Raw genomic sequence first — 18,249 nt, 5'->3', positions numbered from 1 at the left:
CGGGTCCGCCGGGGTCGTCCCACGGCGGGAGTAACCCCGGCTGCTCGCCCCGGCGTACCCGGCGCCGCGGACGTCGGTCAGCCCAGGCTCACCACCGCCTTGTGCACCGCGCCCGCCGTGCCGGGCGTGATCCGCAGGGTCAGCCGGGCGCCGGTCGTCACCACCTGGACGGCCGGGTCGTGGGACACGACGGACGGCACCGCGCGCCGCCACGTCAGGTCGATGACCGCGCCGTCGCGCAGCGGCCCGGAGACGCAGACGCTGGCCGTGCGGCCCATGTCGCGGATCATGACGCTCGCCGGTGCGGTCGTGGTGACGTCGCCGACGGTGCCGGCGAACCAGAGGTTGACGCCGGTGAAGCCGAGGGCGGGGACGTGAACGCCCTGCTGTTCACCGGTGTTGGCGAGGACCGTCAGCCGGGTGGTGTCGGCGGCGCGGGCCGCGGTCCGCTCGGCGGTGGCGCCGGGCAGGACGACGTAGGCGTAGGTGTCCCACGTCGGGTCGGTGCCGTGGTCGCACCACAGGGTGAGGTAGCGGCGGGTGACGGGGTCGGTGGTGCCGCCGGTGTTGATGGCGGACCAGGCGCCGGTGCGGGCCTCGCGCAGGGCGTTGAGGTTCGCGCCGCCGGGGAAGACATAGCCGCCGAAGCCCGCGAGATGGGCCCAGCGGGCGCCGGTGAACGTGGCGTGCAGGCCGAGCCGGGTGGGCTGGGCGGTGCCGTCGACGGTGAGGGCGTGGCTGCCGTTCGCGCCGAGGTTGCGGTTGTCGACGATCGTCTCGACGCGGGTGCCGTCGCGGCCGTGGATGCCGGCGCCCAGGCAGACGATCGCGTCGTCGAGGAAGAACCAGGACTTCTTCGCGAGGAGCGTGGAGGACAGGCCCTTGAGGTACTGGCCGACGGCCGCGTACGTGCCGTCGGTGGCGCCGCCGACCCAGCGGACGTCGGGTCGGGGCGCCCCCCAGGCGCCGCCCTCGCCGTCGGCGAGCGGCTTGCGGGAGACGGTGGTGCCGGGCAGCCGCAGGGGGTCGACGGTGGGCCAGAAGGCGTCGCTGTACTGGCCGTTGCCGTAGGTGTCGCCCCACCAGTAGAGCATTCCGGAGCCGGTGTGCCAGCCGCGCAGGTTCTCGCCGTTGCCGTTCTCGTAGTGGGTGATGCGACGGGAGGCCATGGACACGGCGGCGGCCCAGCCGGGGCGGCGGTGGACGGCGCGGTCCATGGCGGGGAAGAGGCGGTGGCCGACGGGTTCGGGCGCGGCGGTGGCGGTGCCGTCGGCGATGGCCTTCAGGCGGGCCAGCTGGGCGACGCCGAGGGCGTCGCTGTCCAGGACGGGCCGGTAGCGGGCGCGGTCGATCCAGCCCTTGACCATGGCGTCCCAGCGGGCCCTCTCGGTGCTGGACGCACTCTGTCCGAGGAGGGCGATGCAGGCGACGATCGCGTGGCCGCGCAGATGGTCGTCCTGGAGGACGCTCCGGGTGTCGCTCTTCTGCACGCCCCGGCTGACGGCGCGGCCGGAGACGCCGTCCATGGCGAGCCCGTTGTAGAGGAAGGGCGCATACGCCTTCTCGACCGAGTCGAACACGGTCTGCCGGTTCGGGTCGGTGACCTCCCACGGGGAGCCGTCGAGGAGGGCGAACAGCAGGGAGAGGCCGCCGAGCATGACGGCGCCGTAGGTGCCGGCGTAGGGGACGTACGTGTGCTGGATGAAGCTGCCGTCGGCGTAGAGGCCGTCGCCGGAGGTGACGTACGGGAAGACGGGGCCGAGGGCGTCGCGGGCGAGGGCCGTCTTGGCGGAGCTCCTGCCGATGACGCCGCGCAGGGCGAGGACGCGGCACAGGTCGACGCGGTTGGCGCCGGTGGAGGTGCCGGTGTAGGAGGCGACCGCGCTGTCGGGGACGAAGTGGTCCACGGCCGCGGTGAACCGGGTGATGCGGGCCGCGCCGAGGTGGTCGTACAGGTGGACGCAGATGTCGAGCAGGGCCTGCGGGATGCCGATCTGCCAGTTCCACCAGTTGCCGTAGCGGGTCTGCCCGGCGTGGTACGCCTCGTCGTGCAGGTGGTCGAGGGCGGCGAGCAGCTCGGCGAGCAGCGCGGGGTCGCCGGTGAGGCCGGTGCCGGGCTGGGCGTAGGCCTCGGTGAGGGTGCGCAGCCGGTCGTAGCTGATGCCGAGGTTTCCGGAGTAGGTGAACGACTCGCTGTCGGTGTCGGGCTCGGGGTCGGCGTAGGGCAGGTCCGGCCAGAGGGAGCCGGGCACCCGCCGCATGGTGGAGCGGAGCCGGGCGGCGGTGGCGCCGAGGGCGGTGAGGCGGCTCGCGTAGGGTTCGGCGGCGGGGTCGAAGCCGGTGCCGAGGACGAGGTCGCGCCACTTCAGGCGCAGGGTGTCGTAGGGGTCGGCGGCGTGGGCGGTGCCGGGGGAGGCGAGGACGAGGGGAGTGGCGGCCGTGGTGGTGAGGGCGGCGCGCAGGAGGGTGCGGCGGGACAGGGGGGAGGGCATGCGGACGTACCTCCGAAGAGGGGGAAGGGTAGGGGGGCCGGGCCCGGGATTCCGCGCTGAGGTGAGCGGTTTCTAGCACAACCGCGCACGCATGAGCAATGGCACGCGCATTCCGATGCTCATTTGATTGTTCGAGCAAAAAACGTTCACAACCGATCAGGCGGACGCTACACTGCAGGTCAGCCGAGGGCGATCGACGACGAAGCGACGACGAGGGGGAGCGGTCACGTGCACGCCGAGGAGAGGCACCAGGAGATACTGCGGCGGCTGCGCGAGCGCGGCTCGATCCGGGTGACGGAGGTGGCCGCGGAGCTGGGCGTCTCTCCCATCACCGTGCGCCGCGACGTGGAGGCGCTGGCCGAACGCGGGTTCGTGGAGCGGGTGCACGGCGGGGCGGTCCTGCCGGAGACCGCCGGGCCCGAGGTGCCGGACGCACCGCAACGTCCGGTTGGCGAGCGGGTGTTCGGCCTGATCGTGCCGGCCGCCGACTACTACTACCCCGAGGTCATCAAGGGGGCGCGGGAGGCCGCCGCCGAGCGGGGCATCCGGCTGGTGCTGGGCATCTCCCAGTACAACCCCGACGAGGAGCGCGCCCAGGCCCGGCAGATGCTCGCCGACGGCATCGACGGCCTGCTCGTCACGCCCTGCGGCCCGACGAGGACGCGCAGCTGGCCCGCCGAACTCGACGTGCCGTACGTGCTGGTGGAGCGGCGCCCGGAGGACGACGCCACGGGCGCCGAGCGGGTGGTGACCGATCACGTGCACGGCGCCCGGATCGCCGTACGCCACCTCGCCGACGGGGGCCGTGAGCGGATCGGGCTGCTGCTGCGCGAGGACAGCCCGCACGGCGCGCTGGTCCTGGAGGGCTACCGCGGCGGTCTCGCGGCGACCCGGCTCCCGGCGGACGACGATGCGTTGTTCCGGATGCCACCGCCGGGCGGCGACGCCGAGGAACGGGAGCGCGTGCTCGCCGCGTTCACCGACGCGGTGGCCGGCGGCCGGCTCGACGCGGCGGTCGTGCACAACGACCACGACGCGATCGTCGTCCTCCAGCGGCTGCGGGCCCGGGGCGTCGACGTCCCCGGAGACATCGCGATCGTCGCGTACGACGACGAGGTGGCCGCCCTCGCCGACATCCCCCTGACCGCGATCGCCCCGCCCAAGCACGCGGTGGGCGCCGCCGCCGTGGACCTCCTGGACCGGCGCCTCGCCGACCCGGGCCGCCCGCGGCACCGCATCGCGATCCTGCCCGAACTGCACGTGCGCGCCTCCAGCGCGTAGTCCGACCCTCCCCACTGGAGAGCCCTCATGTTCGCCATCTCCCCCGAGGGTTTCTCCCTCGACGGCCGTCCCGTGCGTCTGCTCTCGGGTGCGCTGCACTACTTCCGCGTCCTGCCCGAGCAGTGGCCGCACCGGCTGCGCATGCTGCGCGCCATGGGCCTCAACACGGTCGAGACGTACGTGCCGTGGAACCTGCACGAACCCCGCCCCGGCACCTACGACTTCACCGGCGTCGCCGACCTGGACCGCTTCCTGCGCGCCACCCGCGAGGCGGGCCTGCACGCGATCGTGCGCCCCTCGCCGTACATCTGCGCCGAGTGGGACAACGGCGGGCTGCCGTGGTGGCTGCACGCCGACCCGGAGGTGCGGGCGTTGCGCTGCCGGGACGCGGGCTATCTGGCCCACGTGGACCGCTGGTACGACCGCCTCGCGCCCGTCGTCGCGCCGCATCAGGTGACGCGGGGCGGCAATGTGCTGATGGTGCAGGTGGAGAACGAGTACGGCTCGTTCGGCACCGACACCGGATACCTGGAGCACCTGGCCGCCGGACTGCGGGAACGCGGCATCGACGTACCGCTGTTCACCTCGGACGGCCCCGACGACTTCTTCCTCACCGGCGGCACCCTGCCGGGCCGGCTCGCGACCGTGAACTTCGGCAGCCGCGCCGGTGAGGCGTTCGCCTCGCTCGCCCGGCTGCGGCCCGAGGACCCAGCCATGTGCATGGAGTTCTGGTGCGGCTGGTTCGACCACTGGGGCACCGAGCACGTCGTCCGCGAGCCGCGGGACGCCGCGGACACGCTCGCCGAGATCCTTGGCTCCGGCGCGTCCGTCAACGTCTACATGGCGCACGGCGGCACCAACTTCTCCACCTGGGCGGGCGCCAACACGGCCGACCCGGCGACCGGCGAGCGCTATCTGCCCACGGTGACGTCGTACGACTACGACGCCCCCATCGACGAACGCGGCGGCGTCACCGAGAAGTTCCGGGCGTTCCGGAAGGTGCTGGAGCCGTACGCGGACGGCCCGCTGCCGGACCCGGAGCCGCCCGCGCCGCTCCTGCCGCCCGCACGGGCCGGGCTGACCGATTCGCTGCGCCTGTTCGACGCGCTGGAGGACCTGGCGGGCCCGGAGACGGAGGCCCCCCTGCCGCCGTCGTTCGAGGAACTCGGCATCGGGCAGGGGCTCGTGCTCTACAGCGGACGGATCCCGGGGCCCCGGCAACCGTATCCGCTCTCGGTGCACGGGCTCGCCGACCGGGCGCACGTCTACGTCGACGGAACGCCGGCCGGCGTGCTGGAGCGGGACGCGGCGGAGGCGGTACCGGACGTCCCGGTGCCCTCGGCGGGGGCCGAGGTGGAGCTGCTCGTGGAGTCGATGGGCCGGGTCAACTACGGGGCCGGGCTCGGTGAGCGCAAGGGCGTGCGGCGCGTACTGCACACCCAGCAGGTCCTGCACGGCTGGCGGGCGCGGGCCGTGGAGCTGGGGCACGGGACGCCCGGGCGCCTGCGATGGGGCGGTGGGAGCGGGTCCGCACGCGGCCCCGTGTTCCTGCGCGGGCATCTCGACGTGGCCGAACCCGCGGACGCCTATCTGGCGCTGCCCGGCGCCGGCAAGGGCTACGTGTGGGTCAACGGCTTCTGCCTGGGCCGCTACTGGGCCACGCGCGGCCCACAGCGCACGCTGTACCTGCCGTGGCCGCTGCTGCGCGCGGGACGCAACGAGATCGTGGTCCTGGAGCTGGACGCCGACGCGGGGACCGTGCCCACGGCCGTGGAGACGCGGGAGACCCCCGACCTGGGCTGAACCGTGTTCGTTTCACATCCAACCGATCCCGAAACGAACAGCAACCAGATCGAAATACGTACATCGCTGATTCATTGTTCGTTTCCTATTGACTCTGATCGCATGTGGCCGAAAGATGTGCGTCATTCGGATCGAGCTCCCCAGGAGTCAGCAATGAAGCCGTCCTCCCCCGCTCTCGCCGCCGCGGCGGCCTGCCTCGCCCTCCTCACCACCGCCTGCGGCGGCCAGGACAAGAGCGAGGCGGGCACCGGCAGCGCGGAGCAGCCCGTCGAGATCACCTACTGGTCCTGGATGCCCGGCACCAAGGAGATGACCGCCGAGTTCAACCGCACCCACAAGAACATCAAGGTCACGTTCTCCGAGATACCGGCCGGACTCAACGGCGGCTACGACAAGCTCGCCAAGGCCGTCAAGGCGGGCAACGCCCCGGACGTCGTCAACGTCGAGTACCAGGCGCTGCCCGACCTCGTCACCCAGGGCCTGCTGCGCGACTCGACGGCGGAACTCGGCAAGACGGTCGAGGGCTATGCCCCCGAGTCCGTGCGCGGCCTGGTCACCCTCGGCGGCAAGACCTGGGCGGCTCCCTACGACGTCGGCCCGCAGACGCTGTACTACCGCAAGGACCTCTTCGAGAAGTACGGCGTCGAGGTGCCGAAGACCTGGGACGAGTTCGCCTCGGCCGCGAAGAAGGTGAAGTCCGCCTCCAAGGGCAAGGCGCGCATCCTCGACTTCTGGGGCGACGACGTCGCCACCTGGGCCGGACTCGCCCAGCAGGCCGGCGCCCGCTGGTACGGCGCCTCCGGCGACGCCTGGACGGTGAACATGACCGACCCGGCCACCAGGAAGGTCGCCGACTACTGGAAGGTCCTCGTCAAGGACGACCTGGTCCTCAACCACAAGGCGTGGAGCCCCGAGGCGACCAAGTCGGTCACCGACTCCCGGGCCATCGCCCTGATCGGCGCGTCCTGGAGCGCGGGCGGCATCAAGACGACCTACCCGAAGCAGGCCGGCAAGTGGGTCGAGGCGCCGCTGCCGCACTGGGGCACGCCCGCCACCGGTGCCGTCGGCGGCTCGTCGTTCGCGCTGTCCAAGGACACGAAGAAGGCGGAGGCCGCCGCCGAGTTCGTCACCTGGGCCACCACCGACAAGGCGGCCGTCGAGTCGCGGCTGGCCGCCGGCACCTCCAGCGGCCTGCCCGCCGCCGAGGAGCTGCGCGCCACCGCCAAGGAGTCCTTCGACGCCTCCTTCTTCGGGGGCCAGGACATCTACGAGCTCGCCGGCTCGCAGGTCGGCGCGATCACCGAGGGCTGGGCGTGGAGCCCGGTGCACAACTCGACCTCGCTGACCGTGCAGAACGAGCTCGGCAAGGCCCAGAAGACCGGCGAGTTCTGGCCGGCCTTCCAGGCCGGGCAGCGCGCGGCCGAGAAGTCCATCACGGACCGCGGGCTCAAGCTCGCCGAGTGACGTGACCCCGACGCCCGGCTCCCCGCGCGGAGCCGGGCCAGGGCCCGCCCGGCGGGACCGTGCGGCAGGCGCGGGGCGGCATGCCCGTCTCCCGCGCCGGCCCTCCCGCGCCCGGCCCCGCCGAACAGAGGACACCCCGCGCCCCGCTCAGCTGCGTCCCGTCCGTTGTGCCGGTACAGCGGCGTCCATTCCTCCCGCCCGATCCGCCGGACAGGCCCCCGGCACCAAGGAGCACCACCGATGGCATCGACCCGGCTCGGCCGCCGACGGCAGGCCGCGCCCGCCCTCTTCCTCGCACCGTTCCTCCTCCTCTTCGCCGCCACCCTCCTCGCCCCGATCGGCTACGCCGTCTGGATGAGCCTGTTCCGTGAGCAGGCCTCCTCCGGGCTCGGCTTCGGCGGCACCGAGACCCTCTTCGTCGGCGTCGACAACTACCTGCGCGCCCTGGACGACCCCGGCTTCCGGCGCGGCTTCGCGCACATCGCGCTGTACTGCCTGATCTACATCCCGGTGATGGTGGGCGGTGCACTCACCCTGGCGCTGCTCGTCGACTCCGCGCTGGCCCGCGCCAAGCGGTTCTTCCAGCTGGCGTACTTCCTGCCGCACGCGGTGCCGGGACTGATCGCCGCGATCGTGTGGGGCTTCCTCTATACCCCGGGCCTCAGTCCCGTCATCGACCTCCTGTCCGTGTTCGGCGCGGACTGGGACCTGCTGGGACCGGACGCGGTCGTGTTCTCCATGGCCAACGCCGCCACCTGGCAGTGGATCGGCTACAACGTGGTGATCTTCTACGCGGCGCTCCAGGCCGTGCCGCGCGAGACGCTGGAGGCGTCCGTGGTCGACGGCGCCGGCGAGCTGCGCACCGCCTGGTCGGTGAAGCTGCCGATGATCCGCTCCTCGGTCGTGCTGACCACGCTGTTCACCGCCGTCGGCGCGATCCAGCTGTTCAACGAACCCGAGGTGCTGCGCAGCCGGTCGTCGGCGATCTCCCCGGAGTGGAGTCCGGTGATGTTCATCTACCAGGCCGCGTTCACCGAACACGACTACGGTCTCGCCGCCGCGGCGTCCCTGCTGCTCGCGGTGCTCGGCGCGGTGCTCTCCTTCGCCATCACCAGGCTCGGCAACCGCTGGAAGGAGGCGTGACCGTGGCCCTCGACACCGCCACCGCGCCCATCGCCACCGTCGGGGCGGCCCCGCCGCGCCCGCAGCCCCCAGCACGCCGGGGTTCCCGGTCGTCACGGGCCGTCGTCAACACCCTGCTGACGATCGTCGCCCTCTACACGCTGATGCCGCTGAGCTGGCTGCTGGTCAACGCCACCAAGGACAACGGCGACCTGTTCGGCAGCCCCGGCTTCCGCCTCGGTGAGTTCAACCTGTTCGGCAACATCGCCGATCTGTTCGCGTACCAGGACGGGGTGTTCGGCCGCTGGCTGGCCAACAGCCTGCTGTACTCGGTGGCCGGCGCGCTCGCCTCCACGCTGATCTCGCTGCTCGCGGGCTACGCCTTCGCGACGTACTCCTTCCGCGGCCGGGAGAAGCTGTACGGGCTGGTGCTGCTCGGCATCCTCGTGCCGCCGACCGTCGTCTCCCTGCCGATGTACCTGCTCGCCTCCGAGGCCGGGCTCGTCAACACGTACTGGGCGGTGCTGATCCCGAGCCTCGTCAACCCCTTCGGGGTGTATCTGGCCCGGGTGTTCGCCGAGGCGTACGTGCCGCACGAGACCCTCGAGGCCGCGCGCATGGACGGCGCGGGTGAACTGCGCGTGTTCGGTTCGGTGGCCCTGCCGATGCTGTCGCCGGCCTTCGTGACGATCTTCCTGTTCACGTTCACCGGCAGCTGGAACAACTTCTTCCTGCCCCTGGTGATGCTCAACGACTCGTCCCTGTACCCGGTGGGGCTCGGCCTGTTCGGCTGGAACGCCGTCCTGCCGCAGGAACCGCAGCTGTACGCCCTCATCGTGACCGGCTCACTGCTGTCCGTCGTGCCGCTCGCCGTCGCCTTCCTCACGCTGCAGCGCCACTGGCGTTCCGGCCTGACCGCGGGAGCCGTCAAGTGACCCCCCACCCCCTCCGCCGTCCTCGGACCGTCCTGGCCATGGACGGCCCCGTCCACGCCGCCCTCTTCGACGCGGAATCGCTCGCCAGGCTGACGGCACTCGCCGACACGGACCCCTCCTTCGTCGTCCACGACTTCGCCGACCCGGCCGCGGCCGGCCCCCTCGCCGGTGCGGAGGTGCTGCTGACCGGCTGGGGCTGCCCGCCCCTGACCGCCGAGGCGCTGGCCCGCATGCCGAGGCTGCGCACGGTGATCCACGCGGCCGGCTCGGTCAAGCATCACGTCACCGGGGCCTGCTGGGAACGCGGCCTCACCGTCGCCTCGGCCGCCGCCGCCAACGCCGTGCCGGTGGCCGAGTACACGGTCGCCGCCGTCCTCTTCTCCGGCAAGCGCGTCCTGCACGCGGCCCGTGTCTACCGCGAGAAGCGGACGTGGATGAACGCCCTCGACGTCGTCGGCACCGGCGGCAACCACAGGCGCACCGTCGGCGTCGTCGGCGCGTCCCGCATCGGCCGCCGCGTGATCGAGCTGCTGCGTCCCCACGACCTGCGGGTGCTGCTGTACGACCCGTACGTCGGCGAGGCGGAGGCGGCCGAACTGGGCGCGGTTTCCGTGCCGTTGGACACGCTGGCGCTGACCAGCGACACGGTCACGATCCACGCGCCCGAACTCCCCGAGACACGTCACCTGTTCGACCGCGACCGGCTGGCGCTGCTGCCGGACGGGGCCACCCTGATCAACACGGCGCGGGGCTCCCTGGTCGACACGGAGGCCCTCACCGCCGAGCTGGTCGCGGGCCGCCTCAACGCCGTGCTCGACGTCACGGACCCGGAGGTCCTGCCGCCCGACTCCCCGTTGTACGACCTCCCGAACGTCCTGCTCACCCCGCACATCGCGGGCTCCCTGGGCAACGAGCTGGGCCGCATGACCCACGCGGCACTGGACGAACTGGAGCGCTACGCGCGCGGACTGCCGTACGCCGACCCGGTACGGGCGGATCGGCTCACCCGCTCGGCGTGAGACGACCGGACGGGGGCGGGATCACCGACGGATCCCGCCCCCGTCCTGCGCCGGCTCAGGGCGTGACGACCGAGCACGGGCGGCGGGACGACTTCGAGGAGCGCCTGCGGCCGTTGGGAACGAGCACGGGTGCGCGGGATGTGCTGCTCGGGCGGGGTGGTGCGGATCACAGGCTTCGCGCGGCGCATGAGTGGAGACGAGACGCACCGTCTTGTTATGGTGGGCCCCATGCCTCTCCTCTACTTTCTCTGAGTCCGGGCACGGCCGACGCCGCCGTTTCTGCCGCCCGTAGACATGCCGCATCCCAGGGAAAGTCCCATGCGCGAACGCGCCCGTACCGTTGTGCCCGCTGCCGTGGCGCAGCTGTCCGTCAAGAACGTCACCAAGTCCTACGGCACCCGGACCGTCCTCGACCGGGTCTCCTTCACCGTCCGCCCGGGCGAGAAGGCCGCCGTCATCGGTGAGAACGGTTCCGGCAAGTCCACCCTGCTGCGGCTGCTCGCCGCGGCCGAGGTGCCGGACGCCGGGGAGGTCACCGTCAGCTTCCCCGGCGGTACCGGCCACCTCGCCCAGACCCTCGACCTCGACCCGCACTGCACCGTGCAGGACGCCGTCGACCTCGCCCTCGCCGAGCTGCGTGACATGGAGCGCCGGCTGCGCTCGGCGGAGGAGCGCCTCGGCGAGGCGTCAAAGGACGAACTCGCCGCGTACGGCGAGCTGCTGATCGCGTACGAGGAACGCGGCGGATACGAGGCGGATGCCCGGGTCGACGCCGCCGTGCACGGGCTCGGGCTCGCCGGGATCACCCGGGACCGCGAGCTGGGCTCGCTCTCCGGCGGCGAGCAGTCACGGCTCGCGCTCGCCTGCGTGCTGGCCGCCGCCCCCGAGCTGCTGCTCCTCGACGAGCCGACGAACCACCTCGACGCGGCGGCCGTGCGCTGGCTCGAGGAGCACCTGCGCGCACACCGGGGCACCGTCGTCGCGGTCACCCACGACCGCGGCTTCCTGGAGCGCATCGCCACCACGATCCTCGAGGTCGACCGGGACGCGCGCACGGTGCACCGGTACGGCGACGGCTGGGCCGGCCACCGCGCCGCGAAGGCCGCCGCCCGACGCCGCGCGGAGCAGGAATACGCGGACTGGCTTCAGGAGCTGGCCCGTACCGAGGAACTGCTCGAGGCCGCGGGGAAGCGGCTGGCCACCACCGGCAAGGATCCGCGGCAGGGCTTCGGCAAGCACCGCCGCTCGCACGAGGCGAAGCTCGGCGGGCGGGTGCGGGCGGCCCGGGAGCGGCTGGCCCACCTGCGGCGCAACCCGGTGGCGGCGCCACCGGAACCGCTGCGGTTCACGGCGGCGCTGTCGGCGGCAGACGGCGGGCACCCCGTCGACCGCCCGCTCGCCGAGCTCGACGGCGTGAGCGTCGGCGAGCGACTGCGCCTGGACGGGCTGCTGGCGATCATGCCCGGGCAGCGGCTGCTGGTCACGGGTGAGAACGGAGCGGGCAAGTCGACGCTGCTGCGCGTCCTGGCCGGTGACCTGGAGCCCGACGCGGGCGTGGCGCGCCGCCCGGCTCGGACCGGGTACCTGGCGCAGGAACTGCCCGCGCGCTCCCCGCGGCTCCCGCTGCTCGCCGCCTTCGCGGCCGGGCGGCCCGGGTTGCCGGAGGAGTACGCCGGACAGTTGCTGGCGCTGGGCCTGTTCCGCGAGGAGGACCTGCACGTCCCGGTCGCGGCGCTCTCCGCGGGACAGCAACGGCGGCTGCAGATCGCGAGGCTGGTGACCCGGCCCGCGGACCTTCTCGTCCTCGACGAGCCGACGAACCACATCGCGCTCGACCTGGTCGAGGACCTGGAGGAGGCACTCGCGGCGTACCCGGGAGCGGTGGTCGCGGTCTCGCACGACCGCGGCTTCCGCGAGCGGTTCCCGGGGGAGCGGCTGGAGCTGCGCGACGGCCGGAGGCGCTGACCCGGCCGGACCTGCGCGCCTCGCCCCGGGCACCGGGCGGCTCGACTCGGGCCCGCGCGACCGCCCTCGACGTCGGTGAGGAGGAGCCGGTGCCCGCGCGGAGTGCCGGCGCCCCCGGGATCCTGCTCTCCGACGCGCAGGCGGCTGCGGAGGCCCGGGACCCGACGGGCGGCATCGGGGCCCGGGCCGTGTCCGACTGCGTCGGCGCGGAGCCGGCCGCGCGCACCGCCGGAGCCGTCGTCGTCCACACCGAGAGGTATTCGCTCGACGAGGCACCGCTCGCCTACGAACGCCCGCACGCCGGCGAAGTGCGCGGCCGGGCCGTCGTCCCCCACGGGTGATGCCGGGGGAGGGCCGACGCCGTCCAGGGACGGAAACCCTCTCCGGGCGCCCGGGTCACCGTGACCGGAGTGCGGGCCGACGGCGTCGAGCGGGGCGCGGCGGCCGTCGGACCTCCTGGGGAGTGCGGCCGTAGCGGCAGTCCCCGGTGCGCCTTCGCGCTGTCCAGCGTCCGACGGTGCGACGAGACCCGCCCACAGGACTGACGGTGCCGGCGCCGGGCCCCGCCGGGGCGGTGGATCGGGGACCGGCAGCGGGCCGTCCCGGTGCGGTCGGCCGGACCGCGGCAGGGTCACGGCAGCAGCCGTTGTTCCTTTGCCACCGCGACCGCGCCTGCGCGGGTGTCGACGTCCAGCTTGTCGTAGACGCGGCGCAGATGGGTCTTGACCGTGGCCTCGCTGATGAACAGGGCCCGGGCGATCTCCCGGTTGCCGAGGCCGCGGGAGAGGTGGGTGAGGATGTCGCGTTCACGGTCGGTGAGGGAGGGCCGCGGGCTGCGCATGTTGGCCATGACCCGGCCGGCGACCGGTGGGGAGAGCACCGTACGGCCCCGCGCGGCGGCGTGGATGGCGGCGAACAGCTCCTCAGGGCGCTCCGCCTTCAGCAGGTAGCCGGTGGCACCGGCCCCGATGGCGCGGGTGATGTCGGCGTCCGTGTCGTACGTCGTCAGCACCAGGACGTGCGGGGCGGTGCCGGGCGCGGCGGTGAGGCGGCGGGTGGTCTCCACACCGTCGATGCCCTCGCCGAGCTGGAGGTCCATCAGGACCACGTCCGGCCGCAGTTTGGCCGCCAGCGCCAGGGCCTCCTCGCCGGTGCCCGCCTCACCGACCACCTTGATGCCGGGAGCGCTGTCGAGCAGGGCGAGCAGTCCGGCACGGACGACGACGTGGTCGTCGCAGACCAGGATGCGCACCGCGGCGGAGCCGGGGCCGGCGTCGGGGACGGTCATCGGGGGCCCTCCAGGGGTACGGCGGCGGACAGGACGGTGCCCTCGCCCGGCGCGGACTCCACGGTCAGTGTGCCGCCGAGCTGCCGCAGCCGGGCCCGCATCGCGGGCAGGCCGTGGCCGCGCACCCCGGACGGTCGGTCGGGCAGCGCGGCCGGGTCGAAACCGCGGCCGTCGTCGCTGACGTCCAGCAGGACCTGGTCGTCGAGGAGGGTGAGAGCGAGCGTGGCCGTGCCGGCGGACGCGTGTTCGCGGATGTTGGCCAGGGCGCCCTGCGCGATGCGCAGCAACACCGACTGGACGCGGTCCGGCAACAGCGGGGCCCGCCCGCCGTCGTGGACGTGGACGCGGACGGTGAGGTGCTCGCCGCTCTCCCGCTCGGCCAGCGCGCGCAGCGCCGCCGCCAGACCGCCGCCGTGGGCGAGGTCGGCCGGGGCGAGGTCGTGCACGAAGCGGCGCGCCTCGGCGAGGTTGTGCTCGGCGACGGACGCGGCGGACCGGACGTGGCCGCGCGCCTTGTCCGGGTCGGACTCCCACACCCGTTCGGCCGCCTGGAGCAGCATCCGCTGGCTGGACAGGCCCTGAGCCAGGGTGTCGTGGATCTCCATGGAGAGCCGCTGCCGTTCGGCGAGGGTGCCCTCGCGGCGCTCGGAGGCGGCGAGTTCGCGGCGGGTGCGGATCAGGTCGTCGATCAGGGCGCGCTGCCGCGCCGCCTGCCGCTCGGCCTGCAGGAACACGCCCGCCGCGATGGCGGCGACGGCCGGCGGCGCCAGCAGCAGGTTCGGGTCGAAGCGCCCGGCCAACCGCAGCTGCGCCGCGACGACGAGCGCGGTCAGCACGGTGACCAGGACGAGCGCCGCCCGGGCCGGCAGGGTGCGCAGACCGGTGTAGAACAGCGGCACGGCGCACCAGGAGAAGCTGGGCGCGAGGACGACGAGCACCATCCACACCACGACGACCGGACCCAGCCAGGCCAGTCGCCGGGTGGGCAACGCCCCCGGACCGCCGAGCACCGGCCCGAGCAGGTGCAGCAGGGCCAGTGCGACAGACAGGGCGAGGATCCACGGGGTGCGCGGCTCGCCCGGGTGATTGATCAGGAACCGGGCCAGGGCCCCGCCGAGCAGCAGGAAGAACGCCGCGTGCATCACGGCGCCGAGCCACCGGGCGTCCGGGTCGTACGGCTTCGGCATCGCGGCACGCCTCCTTCCGCCGACCTCATGACCTGTGCGGGCCCGGGCACCTTCGTCGACCCCGGGACTCCGCGCCGAACTGGACAAACACCTTCATTGTCGCCGCCGCCCGCCGCCGGGCGGGTCAACCGATCGGATGACCCGCCCGTCGCCCGTAGGGCAGCCGCCGAGCAGCCGGAACGCCGACCGTACGCACCGCTCGCCGGGCCCAGGCTGGGAAGCGGAGGACGGCCGGACCGCAGCAGGCCCGTCCGCTCCGCCCCTGATCGGCCGAGAACGCCGAGAACGCCGAGAACACCGAGAACACCGAGGAGCAGCCCATATGAAGATCAAGGACATGTCCCGCCGCGCCCGCGTCACCGCCGGCGGTGCCGCCCTCGCCGCCGTCGCCGCCGCGGCCTTCGGCACGGTGTCCGCGAACGCCGCCCCGGCCGCCGTCCCCGCGGCCGCCGCGAAGCCCGCCGCCACCACCACCTCCACGCACCTGACCGTCGACGCCGCCACCGAGGCCGCCCGGGCAGCGCTGGACGCCGCCGAGAAGGAGAACCAGCGGATCACGGTCGCCGTCGTCGACCGCAACGGCAACACGATCGTCACCCTGCGCGGCGACGGCGCCGGCCCGCAGTCCTACGAGTCGGCCGTGCGCAAGGCGTACACCGCCGTCTCCTGGAACGCGCCCACCTCCGAGCTGGCCGAGCGCCTGAAGAGCGCCCCGAACCTCAAGGACATCCCGGGCACCCTGTTCCTGGGCGGCGGCGTCCCGGTCACCGCCAAGAACGCACCGGTCGCCGGCATCGGCGTCGCGGGCGCGCCCTCCGGCGACCTGGACGAGAAGTTCGCCCGGGCCGGCGCCCTGGCCATCGGCAACGGCCGCTGACGCCTGACCGGCGGAAAACGAGGGGCCGTATCGCCGTATACGGCTCCTCGGATCACGGAGCAGGGCTGTCCCGTCGCTGCGGCACAGGCCGGTCGCCCCGACACGTACGCACCGGTCCGGTTCACCCGGGCCGGTGCGGTTGATCCGTCCCTGTCCTCGGACGACGCCGTCGGCAGCCAGGGGTTTCCGCGGCCCAGGCGGTGCGCATGCGTCCTCGAACCCCGCGCTGAGGCCTCGGCCCGTGTCCGCTTGGTCACGGCGGACGGTGTACATCCTTCCCGCGCCTTCCCGCGCGCAGCGGACCAGGGGACACGTCCGCACGGCTCGCCCGTGCCCTCCTCACTGCCGCTACCGCCCGCGAACGCGCCCGGTCCCCGTCACTGGCCCACCCTTCCGTCGATGCACTCGCGCAACAGGTCGGCGTGCCCGCAATGACGGGCGTACTCCTCGATCCTGTGCACCAACAGCTCCCGGACCGAGATCCCGTCCTTCCCCACACGCTCGCTCAGGTCCGGGTGCGCGGCCAGCGCGGCGTCGGTCGCCGCCTGCTCGCGCTCCAGATCGCGGTACGCGGCGTCGACCACGGCCTGCTCGGCGACGGCTCCGTCGAAGTCCGCGTCACGCTTGCCGTACAGCTTCGGCAGCGGGTCACCGTCGCTGATCCAGTTGCGCCAGTCCCGTTCCGTCTCGGCGAGGTGGCGGAGCAGGCCGAGCAGCGACATCGTCGAGGGCGGGACCGACCGGCGGGCCAGTTGCTCCGCATCCAGGTCCCCGCACTTCATCCGCAGGGTTATGCGGTAGTTCGCCAGGAAGTCCTGCAGCGTCGCGAGCTCGCCCTCCGGACTGTCCTCGTTGTTGCGGGGGTCGTCGTCCGGGTCGGTCCACATGTCGGGGTAGACGGTTGCCCGGGTCCAGCGCGTGGGTTGATCGCTCATGCGTTGCATGGTGATCTGCGGCAACCCGAGTCCGCTACCGAGTTTCGTCTCGAGGCGACGCCACGGTGGTGTCAGGACGAGGGGCCGGTCCCGGTGACCTTGTCTTTCTCCCCGGTGCCGAACTCGTCGGCGGGTTCGGGAAGTACGAGGACAGCTGCCGGCTCTGTCACGTCCGCGACCCCGAGGGCATCCTCGTCGCACTGGCCCAGCAACTCGGCCGAAGGCTGTCGAAGGGGCCGTTCACCCGAAGAAGCATCCGGACACGACCTGGGGCCCTCGGGAAAGCCGGGCGGTCACACCGGTGCTGTGGCCGCGTGGGGCCGCCGGACCGGGCGATGAGGGCCATGATGACGAGCGGTCGGCCTCCCCGTCGAATGCCTTGCCCCTTACGGACTTTGGCGAGTTCGCACCACCGGCACGGCAGTAGAGTGAGAAGGTGACCGCTCTGCCGGAAGACCGGCCGCCACTGATCAGCGAGGACGACCGCGACACGGCCGTGCGGCGCCTGCAGGAGGCGTACGCCGAAGGGCACATCTCGCACGAGGACTTGGACGAACGCCTCCACCAGGTGCTCACCGTCAAGACGCACAGCGAGCTCGTGTCGGCCCTGGCCCTGCTCCCGGAGGAGAACGCGGGCACCACGTCCACGATCGCCGTCGCCGGCGGACGGATCCAGCGGCGCGGCGTATGGCGGGTACCTCGGAGCCTGAAGATCGAGTCCCCGTTCGGAAGGGTGCATCTGGACCTGTCCCGGGCGGTCATCGAGCATTCGGTGGTCGACATCGAGTTGCAGCTCGGCACCGGCAGGGCCAGGATCACGGTGCCCCGCGACGCGATCGTCGACATCGAGGATCTGCGCACCGGGTGGAAGGACTTGCTCTACAAGACCCGGCGGCGTGCTCGCTCCGGCGGGCCGAGGATCCGGATCTCCGGGACCATGGGGTTCGGACGGCTGAAGATCCGCCACGCGCGGCGGTGAGGTTCCGTCCGTCACCAGGACCACCTGTCCGGCACTTCTTCGTCCCCGCTCGACCGCCGGCGCTGTGACCGCACGGGTTCGCCGGGTTGAGCTCAGGCCGCGACGGCGAGGAGGCCGCGCAATGCTCCGCGGTCGACGCGGATGATCCGGCCGTGCGCTTTGCGCAGGTGGGCGGCGGGTTCGCGCAGTGACCAGCGGGCGCACCGTGACGTGCGGGGACAGGGTGCGGTGAGAAGTGTCCGGGAGCACCACGCTCGCCCGGGCCACGCCGACGAGGGCCGGGCCCGGCCGCATCAGCCGCATCGGCCGCAGCCGGTCGGCAACTCGGCGGGGGACTCCACCGTGCAAGGCGCCGCCCCGCCTCGAAACGCCGCGCAGCGCGTCGGGCACGAGCGTCACGGTCAGTTCGGCCACCGCGGCGCGCCCGGTGCCCGGCGCCGCGGACACACAGCAGGTATGCCCTCGAGCCTTGTGGAGAAGGGGCGAGATCATCGCGGCGTCTGCTTGAGAATCTCAACGCACCTTATTGACGAGTCTATGACAACCAAATTTAATCACGACTTGAGTTAAGTCGTTCGATTCGCAGCCTCCACAGCTTCCCTGCCTCCCCGTCTTCCCGATCGACCGCTCCACCGGCATCCACCGGGCTCACCTTGCCGTGCATTCAAGCTGTGAAAAAAAGAGCGCCCGCATCGAAAGGCCAGGTCATGACTCCGTCACGCAGACCCCATCCACTCCGCGGCGCACCCCCCGCCCTCCGGCTGCCCGCCGCGATGACCGCCATCCTTCTGCTCGCCCTCGCGTTCACCACGGCACCCGGCCTCACGCCGCGGGCCGTGGCGGCGGGAGAGCGCGTCGACGTCTGGCTCACCACCACCTCGGACTCCGCCGGCCGCAACGTC

Annotated in this window: 14 protein-coding genes; 10 read left to right on the top strand and 4 right to left on the bottom strand. The window is 72.9% G+C overall.

The features are described from left to right. Positions 1-77: 77 nt before the first annotated feature. Positions 78-2,492, bottom strand: coding sequence for a polysaccharide lyase 8 family protein (locus RIM90_RS16720; protein WP_309061500.1), 2,415 nt, complete (start codon positions 2,490-2,492; stop codon positions 78-80). Positions 2,493-2,720: 228 nt separating this feature from the next. Here RIM90_RS16720 and RIM90_RS16715 point away from each other — a divergent pair, with 228 nt between their 5' ends. From RIM90_RS16715 to RIM90_RS16680, 8 genes are all read left to right on the top strand, one after another. Then, positions 2,721-3,773, top strand: a complete 1,053-nt coding sequence (locus RIM90_RS16715; RefSeq protein ID WP_309061499.1) for a substrate-binding domain-containing protein — start codon at positions 2,721-2,723, stop codon at positions 3,771-3,773. A 27-nt stretch (positions 3,774-3,800) separates the two neighbouring features. Beyond that, positions 3,801-5,576: a beta-galactosidase gene (locus tag RIM90_RS16710; protein ID WP_309061498.1), complete on the top strand. Its 1,776-nt coding sequence runs from the start codon at positions 3,801-3,803 to the stop codon at positions 5,574-5,576. A 153-nt stretch (positions 5,577-5,729) separates the two neighbouring features. Next, complete coding sequence (locus RIM90_RS16705; protein WP_309061497.1) at positions 5,730-7,040, top strand: sugar ABC transporter substrate-binding protein; 1,311 nt, start codon at positions 5,730-5,732, stop codon at positions 7,038-7,040. 240 nt (positions 7,041-7,280) lie between these two features. Next, the gene (locus RIM90_RS16700) at positions 7,281-8,183 is read left to right on the top strand and encodes a sugar ABC transporter permease (RefSeq protein WP_309061496.1); all 903 of its coding nucleotides are present in this window, start codon (positions 7,281-7,283) and stop codon (positions 8,181-8,183) included. 2 nt (positions 8,184-8,185) lie between these two features. Continuing rightward, positions 8,186-9,097: a carbohydrate ABC transporter permease gene (locus tag RIM90_RS16695; RefSeq protein ID WP_375165459.1), complete on the top strand. Its 912-nt coding sequence runs from the start codon at positions 8,186-8,188 to the stop codon at positions 9,095-9,097. A gap of 38 nt (positions 9,098-9,135) precedes the next feature. Further along, positions 9,136-10,116, top strand: coding sequence for a hydroxyacid dehydrogenase (locus RIM90_RS16690; protein ID WP_309061495.1), 981 nt, complete (start codon positions 9,136-9,138; stop codon positions 10,114-10,116). A gap of 318 nt (positions 10,117-10,434) precedes the next feature. Beyond that, positions 10,435-12,081: a ribosomal protection-like ABC-F family protein gene (abc-f, locus tag RIM90_RS16685; RefSeq protein WP_309061494.1), complete on the top strand. Its 1,647-nt coding sequence runs from the start codon at positions 10,435-10,437 to the stop codon at positions 12,079-12,081. Positions 12,082-12,170: 89 nt separating this feature from the next. After that, positions 12,171-12,422, top strand: a complete 252-nt coding sequence (locus RIM90_RS16680) for a hypothetical protein (protein ID WP_309061493.1) — start codon at positions 12,171-12,173, stop codon at positions 12,420-12,422. A 290-nt stretch (positions 12,423-12,712) separates the two neighbouring features. Here the strand turns inward: RIM90_RS16680 and RIM90_RS16675 are convergent, their stop codons facing one another. Then, complete coding sequence (locus tag RIM90_RS16675) at positions 12,713-13,369, bottom strand: response regulator transcription factor (protein WP_309061492.1); 657 nt, start codon at positions 13,367-13,369, stop codon at positions 12,713-12,715. Further along, positions 13,366-14,556 (bottom strand): sensor histidine kinase, encoded by a 1,191-nt coding sequence (locus RIM90_RS16670; protein ID WP_309061491.1) that lies wholly within the window; start codon positions 14,554-14,556, stop codon positions 13,366-13,368. Before RIM90_RS16670 ends, RIM90_RS16675 begins: the two co-directional genes overlap by 4 nt. A 322-nt stretch (positions 14,557-14,878) precedes the next feature. Between RIM90_RS16670 and RIM90_RS16665 the strand changes: the two genes are divergently transcribed. Beyond that, positions 14,879-15,433, top strand: a complete 555-nt coding sequence (locus RIM90_RS16665) for a heme-binding protein (protein WP_309061490.1) — start codon at positions 14,879-14,881, stop codon at positions 15,431-15,433. A 377-nt stretch (positions 15,434-15,810) separates the two neighbouring features. Here the strand turns inward: RIM90_RS16665 and RIM90_RS16660 are convergent, their stop codons facing one another. Next, positions 15,811-16,377, bottom strand: a complete 567-nt coding sequence (locus RIM90_RS16660) for a DUF664 domain-containing protein (RefSeq protein ID WP_309061505.1) — start codon at positions 16,375-16,377, stop codon at positions 15,811-15,813. A gap of 427 nt (positions 16,378-16,804) precedes the next feature. On the opposite strand from RIM90_RS16660, the gene RIM90_RS16650 reads away from it, so the two are divergent. Beyond that, positions 16,805-17,347, top strand: coding sequence for a DUF1707 domain-containing protein (locus RIM90_RS16650; RefSeq protein ID WP_309061489.1), 543 nt, complete (start codon positions 16,805-16,807; stop codon positions 17,345-17,347). Positions 17,348-18,249: the final 902 nt, after the last annotated feature.

This window comes from Streptomyces sp., from assembly GCF_031181555.1.
GTDB classification, from domain to species: Bacteria; Actinomycetota; Actinomycetes; order Streptomycetales; family Streptomycetaceae; genus Streptomyces; species Streptomyces fimbriatus.
The sequence above is the reverse complement of the archived record's forward strand: the minus strand, read 5'-3'. Positions and strand labels throughout refer to the sequence as shown.

Excerpts from the sequence above, each read along its gene's own strand:
- RIM90_RS16720 (WP_309061500.1), bottom strand. The coding sequence starts at position 2,492 with ATGCCCTCCCCCCTGTCCCGCCGCACCCTCCTGCGCGCCGCCCTCACC.
- RIM90_RS16710 (WP_309061498.1), top strand. The coding sequence starts at position 3,801 with ATGTTCGCCATCTCCCCCGAGGGTTTCTCCCTCGACGGCCGTCCCGTG.
- RIM90_RS16705 (WP_309061497.1), top strand. The coding sequence starts at position 5,730 with ATGAAGCCGTCCTCCCCCGCTCTCGCCGCCGCGGCGGCCTGCCTCGCC.
- RIM90_RS16700 (WP_309061496.1), top strand. The coding sequence starts at position 7,281 with ATGGCATCGACCCGGCTCGGCCGCCGACGGCAGGCCGCGCCCGCCCTC.
- RIM90_RS16690 (WP_309061495.1), top strand. The coding sequence starts at position 9,136 with ATGGACGGCCCCGTCCACGCCGCCCTCTTCGACGCGGAATCGCTCGCC.
- abc-f (WP_309061494.1), top strand. The coding sequence starts at position 10,435 with ATGCGCGAACGCGCCCGTACCGTTGTGCCCGCTGCCGTGGCGCAGCTG.
- RIM90_RS16675 (WP_309061492.1), bottom strand. The coding sequence starts at position 13,369 with ATGACCGTCCCCGACGCCGGCCCCGGCTCCGCCGCGGTGCGCATCCTG.
- RIM90_RS16670 (WP_309061491.1), bottom strand. The coding sequence starts at position 14,556 with ATGCCGAAGCCGTACGACCCGGACGCCCGGTGGCTCGGCGCCGTGATG.
- RIM90_RS16665 (WP_309061490.1), top strand. The coding sequence starts at position 14,879 with ATGAAGATCAAGGACATGTCCCGCCGCGCCCGCGTCACCGCCGGCGGT.
- RIM90_RS16660 (WP_309061505.1), bottom strand. The coding sequence starts at position 16,377 with ATGCAACGCATGAGCGATCAACCCACGCGCTGGACCCGGGCAACCGTC.